The sequence below is a fragment of the Fructobacillus durionis genome, assembly GCF_900112405.1.
GTDB classification, from domain to species: domain Bacteria; phylum Bacillota; class Bacilli; order Lactobacillales; family Lactobacillaceae; genus Fructobacillus; species Fructobacillus durionis.
This window is the reverse complement of the sequence record NZ_FOLI01000009.1, coordinates 1-11,793: the sequence shown is the minus strand read 5'-3', so window position 1 is coordinate 11,793 and position 11,793 is coordinate 1. Positions and strand designations below refer to the sequence as shown.

Sequence of the window (11,793 nt, the reverse complement as noted above, 5' to 3'; positions counted from 1 at the left end):
GCGCTGGTTCGATCCCAGCAGGGGCAATAAGGTCGTTTAGACAATCACTTTTAGCAGGCAGAGATGCTTGCTTTTTTATTTGAAAAATATTCACTTAAAAAAGCTTTCTAGTAATTTACTAGAAAGCTTTTTCTATGTTTTATTGAATGTATTTTTGGTATCGTTGAACTTCTTCACTTGAAAGGGCGACGGTCAGAACCGTACCGTTTTCGTCGAACTCCTGAGCTAATAATTCATGGTGGTCTAAGATGTTGGCAACAACCGCTGAATCAGCAAAGGGAACGTGCAAAGTCACTTCTTGCCGGTCAGCAAAGATTTCCTTCTTAACAAGCTTTAAAAGCTCGTCTTGGGAGGTGCGGTCCCTTGCCGAGATTGTAATGGCACCCTCACCATCAACAAGTGGATAGGACAGGTCGGCTAGGTCCGCCTTGTTAAAGACGGTAATCATGGCCTTATCCTTGATTCCTAAGCGCTCAAGGGTTTCTTCAGTAGTGGCCATCATTTCCTTGTAGTGAGGGTCTGAAATGTCCACAACCTGCAGTAGTAGATCTGCCTGTGCGGCTTCTTGCAAAGTCGATTCAAAGGCAGCCACTAAGTGGTGGGGAAGCTTTGAAACGAATCCAACTGTATCGGATAGGAGGAACTGGGACTTATCAGGAAGCGTGAGCTGGCGAATTGTCGTGTTCAGGGTTGCAAAGAGCATATCCTTTTCAAAGACCTGCTTACTTTGGTCGCTTTCGGCTCCTTGTCCAAAGCGTGTTAGAAGCTGATTCATCAAAGTTGACTTACCGGCGTTGGTATAACCAACGAGAGCAACTGTTGGGATTTCGGATTCTTGACGCTTCTTGCTTTGAACGGAACTGTCTTTTTGCAGCTCAGCTAATTCCTTTTTGATTGCAACCATTTCAGAAGTCAAGCGACGGCGTGATTGTTCCAGTTGGGTTTCCCCGGCTCCACGAGAAGTGAAGCCACCCCCACCGGCACCGGTCTGCTGATCTAAGGAAACGGACATAGACGTGCGGAGACGGGGGAGCTGGTATTGTAGACGGGCTAACTGTACTTGCAGCTTGGCCACCTTTGTTTGGGCACGTTGTGCAAAGATGTCTAAAATCAAACCTGTTCGATCAACAACTGTCGCATCAGTGGCTTTTTCAAGGTTGCGAATTTGCGATGGGGATAACTCGTCGTTTGTCACAATTAAATCCACATCGTAGGTTTGCACAGCAATGCGCAGTTCCTCGACTTTTCCCTTACCGAAGTAAGTGGCTGGATTTGGCCGTTCCAATGATTGAATATAAGTTTCCACAGGATCCAGGCGGTTTGCCCTTGCTAAGTTCGCAAGTTCTTCTAGTTCATAGTCGAGGTTTTGCTTTTGGTCCTGTCGTAGCGCTGCTAAGAGCACTGGACGTATTTTTACTTCGGTCGAGTTAAAATCTTCCATTTGTTTCTCCATTGAAAAAGTCGGCGAATGCCGACTTCGTCTTACTTTACGTTAAAAACCGTTTCACTATCGTTAAAGATATCGACACGACCACCATCTTCGGTGAGGTGAATTTTGGTTACTGCACCGTTGTTAATTGATTTAATGGCTAATTCAGAGTGTCCAAAGTAATCGACGATGGCACGGATAGTTGTACCATGGGCCACCACTAAGACTTGGTCGCCGTCGTTGTGTTCCTTCAACAGAAATTCAAAACCGTTCTTAACACGCTTGATAAAGTGATCATAGTCTTCGGCGAGTTTGTAAGGATCAGCTAGTGCGAAGAGGTTCATCGATTCGGCCATGCCACGTTTTGTAATCATGTCGGAGTAATCGGCATAGAAGGTGTCTGAGAAGGCGTTTAACTGTGTTAAAGCAACTTGTGAGTCAATCCCTTCAAAGGAACCAAAATTCTCTTCACGAAAGTCTGGTAGCTGTTGTGGCCAGATGGGCGAACCAGCTTGGTTTTCAGATAGAAGGTACTTAGCAGTATGGATGGCCCGTGTTAAATCAGACGAGTAGGCTCCTGCAAAATGAACGTTGGCCAACCGCTTGCCGGCCAAATGACCATCGTGAATACCTGATTCCGTTAGAGGTGCATCAGAGTATCCTTGCAAACGACGTGTGAGATTAAAATAGGTTTGGCCGTGGCGAACGAGGTATAAATCAATGGCGGTCATGCGCTTCTCCTTTAAAGATCTTGTTGCATGCTGCAACAAATGTTTAACCCTAGTTTACCACGAAAGAAGGGGGAGTCCGAATGGTGGGGGTATTTAATTCATGAATTAGCCAATAAAAAAAACAGCCATTCGGCTGCTTTTTATTTCGATCATTTATCATCAGAAGTTGCGTGATGATCATCGCGTTCACGAAGGTGGAACTTTGGTTTGTCAATTGAATCATCTTGTTCATCAGTACTTGTCTCACCATCTTCAGATGACGATGGTGCAACAGGTTCAGCATCAAGTTCTTTCACCGCGAATTCTGGGATAAAGGCGTTTTCGTATCCGAGTGCAGTGACCTTGTAATTAGCGATACGCAATGAATCACCCGTTCGGAAGTCAGGGTCACGCTTCAAAACGTAACCCGTTAATGTGACGGCTTCGTCGTCGTCTAGTTCCTTCACGTCTGTGTGGAAGTAGCGCTGAAAGTCGTACAAGGTTGTTTTACCAGAAACCTTGTAACGGCGGTCACCGAGCTTCTCGATGTATTCATCGGACTGGTCATCCATTTCATCGCGAACGGAGCCGAATAACTCTTCGTAGATGTCCTTATCGGTGATGATACCGGCAGTACCACCATATTCATCAACGACAACTGCAATAGGTGAGCGCTTCATAACCATCTCGTCCATGACGTTGTGAAGATCCATGTTCTCGGGAACGGCTGGAATATCACGCATGATTTTCGCAACAGACTCTTTGCCTGAGATACGACTTTGACGAACGAGGTCGTAGTTGAAGACATAGCCAAGAATTTTATCCTTATCACCGTCTGCAACAACGGGGAAGCGAGAGTGACGAACCTTTAGATATTCATCTAAACCATCGGCAATGCTCTGCGAAACATCAATGACATCCATTGACGTACGGTCAATCATGACGTCAACGGCAACCTTATCGTTCATTTCAAAGGCACGTTGCATGAAGGTCAAATCTTCCGTATCTAATTCACCGGCTTCGGCAGCGTTCTTAGATAGAGAAAGAATTTCAGTTTGCGAGTAAATGTCTTCGTCGTTTGTTACTTGGAAGCCAAGTAAGTGGGTAACCCAGTTTGACATGTGGTCAAGCAACCAAATCATTGGGAATAAAGTGATATGGAAGAAACGGACTGGCTTAACAATGAAAAGGAGGACCTTAATTGGTTCTTCAATCGCGATGTTCTTTGGGACCAAATCGGTGAAGACGGCGTGCAAAACGGTAAAGATAACGATGGCGGCCACGGAAGCAACTGGCTTTGCCATGTCCGTTGGGAGCAAGTGTGACTGAATAATTAAGTCAGCCACGGTTTCTTCACCGACCCAACCTAAGATAAGGGAGGTCAACGTGATACCAACCTGAGCAGTGGATAGGAACTCTGTTAGGTGGGTAACCATGTGAATGGCAGAAGCGATGTTCTTTGAAGGCTTTTCTCGGTCGTCTTGTAGGGCCTGTAAAGCTGAGAGTCGTACCTTAACTAACGAGTACTCTGTTAACGTAAAGAGCACTGCGAGTAGTAAGATAAAAACAATAATAAGTGTATTAATTAAATACGAAGGACCTGAATCCAAAACATATACCTCTTTCAATTCGATTTCTTTATTTAACCCTTATTATATCAAAAAAAACAGCGATAGTAAGTGGGTAATGACGTACAATGACAAATGTAACAAAGTGTTCTTCACAAGGGATGACAGAATGGATGTTCCCCTTTTTATTGAGCTGATAAGTGCTTTATTAAATTCTAAGTTGTGATAAAAAGCTAAGAACCCGAACATTAGGGCGTTGCGATGCTTTGTATAGAAGTGCACAAAATAAACATAGAAAGCCAGTCTAATAAGGTTCTACAATTTTTTGTTTGTGCAGACATCTTTAGACCTTGAAGTCTATTTTTAAAACAGTAAACTAGAGATTGTCCCGTTGTTTAAATCAACGTTAAACACTCGATTAAACAGCGATAAATATAGAGAGAAAGAAGGACCACGTTATGTCAGAAATCACGGTCTTTACAAAAAATAACTGCGTTCAATGCAAGATGACAAAGAAGTACTTGGATCAGCTTGGTTTAGGATTCAAGGAAATCAACATTGAAGAGCAACCTGAATACCTCGCTCAATTGAAGGAACAGGGATTCAAGCAAACACCCGTTGTTCAAGTAGCGGGACGCGAAGCCTTTGCCGGTTTCCAACCCGCTGTTTTGAAGCAATTGACCGCTTAAGCTTTTTTAGTGTAGCTACTTTTTATTTCATATCGTAATAAGATCTGCTTCAGTAAAAAAGAATTTGCTAAGTACAAGCAACGGAAAGGAATTTCATGTCATTATTAGACATCGACCTCGCGAATGTTAAGTATTTTGATTTAAACAACGAAGTTAACATTCCAAAAGACGGTCAGATTCAACTTGAAAAAGACCAAGAAGCTTTAGAAGCATTCATGGAAGAAAACGTTGAACCAAACATGAAAAAGTTTGATTCATTAAAAGAACGTTTTGACTGGATGATTAAAAACGATTTCTTGGAAAAGGGCTTCATTGAAAAGTATAAGATGTCTTTCATTGAAGAACTTTATGCCTTCTTGGAGGGCGAAGACTTTCACTTTGCTTCCTTTATGGCTGCCTTTAAGTTCTACAACCAGTATGCACAAAAGACAAATGACAAGGCCTATTACGTTGAGTCATATATTGATCGCCTTGCGGCCAACGCTTTGTTCTATGCAAATGGTGATGAGGCGTTAGCCATGTCACTTGCAAACGAAATGGTTCACCAACGTTATCAACCAGCAACGCCATCCTTCTTGAACGCGGGACGTGCACGTCGTGGCGAATTGGTTTCTTGCTTTGTTTTGCAAGCAACGGACAACATGAATTCCATCGGACGTATTATTAATTCAGCACTTCAACTATCTAAGATGGGTGGGGGAGTTGGAATTAACTTGTCCAATGTTCGTGAGTCTGGTGCGCCGGTAATGGGGATTGCTAATTCCGCTGGTGGAATTGTGCCAATCATGAAGTTGTTGGAAGACTCTTTCACGTTCTCTTCACAGGTTGGTGCCCGACAAGGGGCGGGTGTTGTTTACTTAAACATCTTCCATCCTGACGTTATGACCTTTATGGCGACTAAGAAAGAAAACGCCGATGAGAAGGTTCGTGTTAAGACACTTTCCCTCGGGTTGATTGTGCCAGACAAGTTCTACGAATTGACAAAGGCCAATAAAGAAATGGCTTTATTCTCACCTGACGATGTTGAGCGTGAGTACGGGGTACCATTTAACTATGTTGACTTGACGGCAGAATACGATAACTTGTTAGCGAACAAGAATATCCGTCGTAAGATGATTCCCGCTCGAACAGTCGAAGAAGAAATTTCAAAGTTGCAGCAGGAATCTGGTTATCCATACATTATGAACGTGGATACGGTGAACGCTGCCAATCCAATTGATGGAAAGATTATTTCATCAAACCTCTGTTCAGAAATTTTGCAGGTGCAGACACCATCAGAATTAAACGATGAACAGGAATATACAAAGTTGGGTGAAGATATCTCATGTAACTTGGGATCCGTTAACATCGTAAACATGATGAAGACGCCGGACTTTGGTGCTTCTGTTGAAGCGATGATTCGTGCGCTTTCCTTTGTTTCTGATAACTCAAACCTAAACGTTGTGCCATCTGTTGAAAATGGTAACCAGAAGAAGCATGCCGTTGGCTTGGGAGCCATGGGTCTTGCGGCACTCTTTGCGCAAAACCAAATGATGTATGGGGATGAAGAGGCTTTGGACTTCACTCAAACCTTCTTCTCAACATTGAATTACTATTCATTAATTGCTTCCATGCATATCGCAGAAGACCGTGGTGAGACTTTCGCTGGCTTTGAAAAGTCTGCTTATGCAGATGGCTCATACTTCAACCAGTATTTGGAAAGGGACTTTGGTCCAAAGACCGAAAAAGTTGCCAAGCTCTTTGAAAACATTCACTTGCCAAGCCATGAAGACTGGCAGCAGTTGAAGAAGGAAGTCATGGAAAACGGTTTGTATAACGCTTACCGTCACGCCATTGCACCAACTGGTTCAATCTCATATGTGAATAACACGACGGCTTCCTTGCACCCAATCATTAACCGAATTGAAGAACGTCAAGAGGCGATGATTGGAAAGGTCTACTACCCAGCGCCTGGCCTTTCAAACGAAACAATTCCATACTATCAGTCAGCTTATGATACTGATATGCGTAAGGTTGTTGACGTTTATGCAGCCGCACAACCACACGTTGACCAAGGAATGTCTTTGACATACTTCATGCGTTCAACGATTCCTGACGGACTCTACGAATGGAAGGATGATCGTACGAACAAGATGACAACACGTGACTTGTCAATCTTGCGTAACTACGCCTTTAAGAAGGGTATCAAGACGATTTACTATGTTCGTACCTTTACGGATGATAATCAAGAAGCCGGTGTGAACGAGTGTGAATCTTGTTCAATCTAATTCTTAAAAAATAAAAAACAAGCGGAAGCTTGTTGTACATATGGTACCCTTAACGGGTGCAATCAATTTAAATCTTGCGGCTATGCTCTTGAATGGCCTGTGATAAATATACAATGAGATATGAGAAGGGAGAGAAGGTTACATGTCTGAATACCGTGTTTTATACACGTCAATTGAGGGTAATACTGAATCCTTTATTAATAAGTTAAAAGCTGAGGCTGAAGCGGTGGGTGACCAGCTTTCCGTTCTTGAAATCGGTGAAGAAAATGACTTTGCCCACGAAAAGAAACCCTATGTTGTTGTAGTACCAACCTATTTGAACGGTGGAACTGGTACAGGACCGGAAGTAATCGAAATCTTTACAAACGGTTTGGGTGACTACGTTGATTATGGTAACAATGCTCGTTACCTTCGCGGTGTCATTGGATCGGGGAATCGTAATTTCAATGATCAGTACATTTTGACAGCAAAACGCTATGCTAAAAAATACAACGTACCAGTTATCGGTGATTATGAGTTAAGAGGAACACAGCGAGAGGCTGAGAAAATTTTTGCTCGTATCAAAGAGACGTTAGGAGAATAATTATGCAACACGTTAATCAAGGTTCTTATACGGCCGTGAATTGGAATAACATTGAAGATTCACTTGATAAGGCAACTTGGGAAAAGCTAACTCAGCAGTTCTGGTTGGATACGCGTGTGCCAATCTCTAACGATTTGCGCGTTTGGCGTGGTGAACTAGATGATACGGAACGCCGGGTATATAACTTGGTTTTTGCCGGGCTGACAACGCTTGATACCCTCCAATCACAGGATGGTATGGCTTCACTGCGTGCTGATGCAGTGAACCAGAAGGAAGAAGCGGTATTGAACAACATCCAGTTTATGGAGTCTGTTCACGCTAAGTCTTATTCCTCAATCTTTGAAACGCTGAACGACAAGAGTGAGATTGATGAAACCTTTGATTGGGCTGATCATAACGAGTTCTTACAGTACAAGGCGAACAAGATTAATGACATCTACCATAATGGAACGCCTTTGCAAAAGAAGGCAGCCTCAGTCTTTCTAGAAACTTTCTTGTTCTATTCAGGTTTCTTCACGCCCCTATACTACTTGGGCCATAACAAGATGGTTAACGCTGCTGAAATTATTAAGTTAATTCTTCGTGATGAATCAGTGCACGGAACTTATGTTGGGTATAAATTCCAGGTCGGCTTTAAGAAGCTTTCCGAAGATGAACAGGAAGAGCTAAAGGCTTGGATGTATGACCTACTCTTTGATTTGTATTCAAACGAAGAACAGTTCACGCACGAAATCTACGACCAAATTGGTTGGACGGATGATGTACTTGTATTCCTCCGTTATAACGCGAATAAGGCTTTAATGAACTTGGGACAGGAACCAATGTTCCCTGACTCAGCCGATGATGTGAACCCCGTTGTGATGAACGGAATTTCAACGTCAACATCAAATCACGACTTCTTCTCAGCTGTTGGTAACGGTTACCTATTGGGTGAGGCGGAATCAATGTCTGATTCAGATTACGATATTTAAATACAAAAAAGCGATGACCGAAAGGTCATCGCTTTTTATTTATCTTTTTAAGCTTCTTGGTCTTTGAACATCCAAAACTTTTTCTTTAGGAATGTCGCGACCATTGGGTAAAGGGATGCACAGAAGATTACCCAAACGTAAGCGAGTAGGAAAGCCCCAATTGTATCAGTCAAGAAATGTGCTGAGAAGTAGAGGCGGGATAGCATGGTCATCAAGGTCAAAGTAATCAAGAACCACTTCGTTAGGATACGAATTAAGGCTGATGAAATATTTGGCGTTACCAAGAGGAACATGATGAAGACTGTGAGCCACATCGCTGTTACGTGTTGTGAGGGGAATGATGCACCGCTATCCGTTAGCAAGTGACCAACGGGGCGATCACGGTGTACCATGACTTTGATAATCTGTGTTACGATAACACCGCTGAAAATTGTGACAATCACCCAAAGGGAAGGTAACTTCAAGTCAGCGAGTAGCAAGACCAATGCCAAGATAATTCCGTAAAAGAGGTTCATAGCAGGTGAACCTAAGAAAGTGGCAACTGACATGATGGCATCACCATAAGAGGTTTGGATGCCTGTCATAAAGAAACGGACTGATTCGTCCATGTCCGCGGGCCAGCTGGCGTTTGTGCCAATTAGGACGGCTAAGACGATAAATAGAAGCGCTGCTAGCAGAGCATGACGGCGCTGTTTATTGGTTACTGAAATAATCATAGTGGATACCCCAAGTAGTTCATTACTAACATTTAGTATAAAGATTACAGGGCGACAAAACAAGGAAAATAGCGTTTTTTAGAAAAAATAGGCAAGAAAAAAAGCTAGCCAGAGGCTAACTTTCTTTACTTAGTCTTAGGAAGTTCAACATCTTTTCCCTTAGCCCATTGTTGCAATTGTGCAACGGCTTCGAGGCGACGCTTCTTCTTTGCATCATGACCAACCTTGCGGCCACGGGCGAATGAATTCAATGGTGTCTTGACTGCCATAGTGGTACTCCTTATATTTAAACTTTAAAATTCTATCGTACAGAATTTGATTATACCCGAATCAAAGGGGCTTTTCAAGTGTTATAATACTGGTTATGGAGAATTGGGACGAGCAAACAATAAAAGCTTTTCGTAAAGACTTATTAACTTGGTATGACCAAGAGGGTAGGGCCTATTTGCCTTGGCGAGTGGACCATAATCCCTATCGAATTTTGGTATCTGAACTAATGTTACAGCAGACACGGGTGGATACGGTTATTACATACTTTAACCGTTTTATGAAGGAATTACCAACCGTTCAAGATCTTGCTGAAGCGCCCGAAGAGAAGGTTTTAAAGCTTTGGGAAGGTCTAGGGTACTATTCAAGAGCTAAAAATCTGCATAAGGCTGCCAAAGTCGTCGCTTTTGATTTAAAGGGGGAGTGGCCTGAGTCCTATGATGATTTACTCGCCCTTCCTGGCGTTGGCCCATACACTGCTGCAGCCATTGCTTCCATTGCCTTTGAACAGGTGGTTCCCGCTATTGATGGTAATTTCTTTCGCGTTTTTTCACGCTTGCTGAAAATTGACGATGACATTGCTAAACCTAAGACGCGTAAGGTCTTTTACAACGCCGTTGAGCCCATTGTTGACCCAGAACGTCCCGGTGACTTTAACCAAGCCATCATGGACCTCGGAACGTCCTATATGAAGACGGTTGATCCGGACACGTTGCATTCACCCGTTCGCAAGTACAATGCTGCCTACCGAGATGGGGTTGAAGATCAATATCCGGTTAAAACAAAGAAGAAAAAACCAGTTTTGCAACGGTATCAGGCCTTAGTCATTTATAATGAAAAGGGTGAACTTTTGTATGAACAACGGCCCAAAACAGGTTTATTAGCTGGCTTTTGGACCCTTCCATTGCGACCTATTGATTCAATTGAAGAGATTGATGGTGAACAACTGTCAATTAAACCCATAACCCACGTGTTTTCGCATCGTAAATGGGAAATATGGCCAGTTGCTAAAGCGGTTCCTACAGAACTTAAAGAAGGCCAGCGTTTCTTATCTGTAGAAGAACAGGAAGCCATTGCATTACCAAAGGTTCAACATAAAATTTTAGATAAATTGAAGGAGCAACTTTAATGTTTCCAAATGAAAAACTAAAGCAGGTATTCTTCTGGACAATTGAGCTTTTAGCCCTCGCTACCTTACTTTTGATTGTCTTCAGTTTTGATTTCCTAATGAAGCCCATTGGGGTTTTCTGTGGAACGGTCTTTATTCCCTTGATTACTTCGGGTTTCTTGTACTACTGTTTGAAACCCCTTCAAAAAGTAATTGAAAAAATTAAGATTGGGTCCTGGCAGTTACCTCGGACATTTGCCGTCATTATCACTTTTACCGTTTTTATGGTGGTAATTGTCGGTGCCTTGATGATTTTTGTTCCTTTGATTTTAAATGAAATTACAAATTTAGTTACTTCAATGCCGTCCGTTATGAATCATGCTCAAGACTATGTGCAACACATGATTGATGAACCTTGGTTTAAGCGACTGAATCTTTCGGTATCCGATAAGGATATTCGAAATGCGGTTTCACAGTATTCTTCTTCATTTATTAAGATTACAGCCGGAACATTGACCGGTGTTGTGGGAGCTGCTACATCCTTTACAATCGGGGCGTTAACAGTGCCAATCATCGTTTTCTACATGCTATCAGACTCCAATCGTTTTCTTCCTGCCATTCAAAAGTTCTTCCCTAAGAACCGAGCGGAAGATGTTGAAATCCTTGGTAAGGAACTAGACCGTACGATTGAGCGATACATTTCGGGCCAGGCAATTCAAATGATTTTTGTTGGCTTTGCCATGTCAATTGGATTTGGTGTGATTGGACTGCCTTATATCTGGTTGCTCGGTTTCATTGCCGGTGTTGCTAATATTGTTCCCTATGTCGGACCTTTTATTGGTGTATTCCCAGCTGTTTTAGTGGCTTTATCAATCAACTGGAAAATGCTAATTGGGATTGTTATTCTGATGGCCATTGTTCAGCAGATTAACGGTTCAATTATCTATCCAGCGTTGATTGGAAAGTCTCTACGGATTCATCCATTGACTGTTATGCTTTTGCTTTTGGCTGCTGGAAATCTCTGGGGGATGATTGGAATGATTGTTGTGGTTCCTTTCTACGCGATTATTCGAACGATTGCTCTTTATATTTTCAAGCTAAAGCAAGCGCAACGACATGAGGCTAAGGTGTCGAGTTTAACTAAATCGCTCGACGATGATTTGAAATAAAAAAGTGGTGACAAAGTCACCGCTTTTTTTGTTGATTTTGCTTGACGGTTGGCAATAATTCCAGTATTATTTAATAGTTGCTTAAGACATGCGGATGTGGCGGAATTGGCAGACGCGCTAGATTTAGGTTCTAGTGGATTATATCCGTGCAGGTTCGATTCCTGTCATCCGTATAACCAAATTTTTATAAAATTTGGTTGTCATAATTGCTAGCATTTGCTACAATTATCTAGTATTAATTTTGCCGACTTAGCTCAGTTGATAGAGCACCTCACTAGTAATGAGGGGGTCAACGGTTTGAGTCCGTTAGTCGGCA

The 11,793-nt window shown here is 42.6% G+C and carries 11 protein-coding genes and 2 tRNA genes; 8 read left to right on the top strand and 5 right to left on the bottom strand.

Features of this window, described 5'->3' with window-relative positions:
* Nucleotides 1–139: 139 nt before the first annotated feature.
* From hflX to BMZ93_RS06200, 3 genes are all read right to left on the bottom strand, one after another.
* Nucleotides 140–1,441 carry a GTPase HflX gene (gene hflX, locus BMZ93_RS06210; protein ID WP_091503246.1) on the bottom strand — a complete coding sequence of 434 codons (1,302 nt, stop codon included), beginning with the start codon at nt 1,439–1,441 and terminating at the stop codon, nt 140–142.
* 41 nt (nt 1,442–1,482) lie between these two features.
* On the bottom strand, nt 1,483–2,160 hold the full coding sequence (locus BMZ93_RS06205) for a histidine phosphatase family protein (RefSeq protein WP_091503244.1): 678 nt from the start codon (nt 2,158–2,160) through the stop codon (nt 1,483–1,485).
* 149 nt (nt 2,161–2,309) lie between these two features.
* Nucleotides 2,310–3,749, bottom strand: a complete 1,440-nt coding sequence (locus BMZ93_RS06200; protein WP_091503242.1) for a hemolysin family protein — start codon at nt 3,747–3,749, stop codon at nt 2,310–2,312.
* 416 nt (nt 3,750–4,165) lie between these two features.
* Between BMZ93_RS06200 and nrdH the strand changes: the two genes are divergently transcribed.
* The 4 genes from nrdH to nrdF all read left to right on the top strand — a co-directional run bounded on the left by nrdH (nt 4,166) and on the right by nrdF (nt 8,217).
* Nucleotides 4,166–4,396, top strand: coding sequence for a glutaredoxin-like protein NrdH (nrdH, locus tag BMZ93_RS06195; RefSeq protein ID WP_091503240.1), 231 nt, complete (start codon nt 4,166–4,168; stop codon nt 4,394–4,396).
* Between the two features lie 95 nt (nt 4,397–4,491).
* Entirely contained in the window at nt 4,492–6,663 is a 2,172-nt protein-coding gene (gene nrdE, locus BMZ93_RS06190; protein WP_091503238.1) for a class 1b ribonucleoside-diphosphate reductase subunit alpha, read from the top strand.
* 142 nt (nt 6,664–6,805) lie between these two features.
* On the top strand, nt 6,806–7,246 hold the full coding sequence (locus BMZ93_RS06185) for a class Ib ribonucleoside-diphosphate reductase assembly flavoprotein NrdI (RefSeq protein WP_091503236.1): 441 nt from the start codon (nt 6,806–6,808) through the stop codon (nt 7,244–7,246).
* Nucleotides 7,247–7,248: 2 nt separating this feature from the next.
* Nucleotides 7,249–8,217 carry a class 1b ribonucleoside-diphosphate reductase subunit beta gene (nrdF, locus tag BMZ93_RS06180; RefSeq protein WP_091503234.1) on the top strand — a complete coding sequence of 323 codons (969 nt, stop codon included), beginning with the start codon at nt 7,249–7,251 and terminating at the stop codon, nt 8,215–8,217.
* 47 nt (nt 8,218–8,264) lie between these two features.
* Here nrdF and BMZ93_RS06175 read toward each other — a convergent pair whose 3' ends face one another.
* Together BMZ93_RS06175 and BMZ93_RS06635 are read right to left on the bottom strand one after the other, a co-directional pair.
* Nucleotides 8,265–8,933: a phosphatase PAP2 family protein gene (locus tag BMZ93_RS06175; protein WP_091503232.1), complete on the bottom strand. Its 669-nt coding sequence runs from the start codon at nt 8,931–8,933 to the stop codon at nt 8,265–8,267.
* Nucleotides 8,934–9,058: 125 nt separating this feature from the next.
* Nucleotides 9,059–9,202 (bottom strand): hypothetical protein, encoded by a 144-nt coding sequence (locus tag BMZ93_RS06635; RefSeq protein WP_200769372.1) that lies wholly within the window; start codon nt 9,200–9,202, stop codon nt 9,059–9,061.
* 95 nt (nt 9,203–9,297) lie between these two features.
* Here BMZ93_RS06635 and mutY point away from each other — a divergent pair, with 95 nt between their 5' ends.
* From mutY to BMZ93_RS06155, 4 genes are all read left to right on the top strand, one after another.
* Nucleotides 9,298–10,329 carry an A/G-specific adenine glycosylase gene (gene mutY / locus BMZ93_RS06170; protein WP_091503230.1) on the top strand — a complete coding sequence of 344 codons (1,032 nt, stop codon included), beginning with the start codon at nt 9,298–9,300 and terminating at the stop codon, nt 10,327–10,329.
* Nucleotides 10,329–11,477: an AI-2E family transporter gene (locus BMZ93_RS06165; RefSeq protein ID WP_091503228.1), complete on the top strand. Its 1,149-nt coding sequence runs from the start codon at nt 10,329–10,331 to the stop codon at nt 11,475–11,477. Before mutY ends, BMZ93_RS06165 begins: the two co-directional genes overlap by 1 nt.
* Before the next feature lie 90 nt (nt 11,478–11,567).
* Nucleotides 11,568–11,650: transfer RNA gene (locus tag BMZ93_RS06160), tRNA-Leu, on the top strand.
* Between the two features lie 70 nt (nt 11,651–11,720).
* Nucleotides 11,721–11,793, top strand: a tRNA-Thr gene (locus BMZ93_RS06155).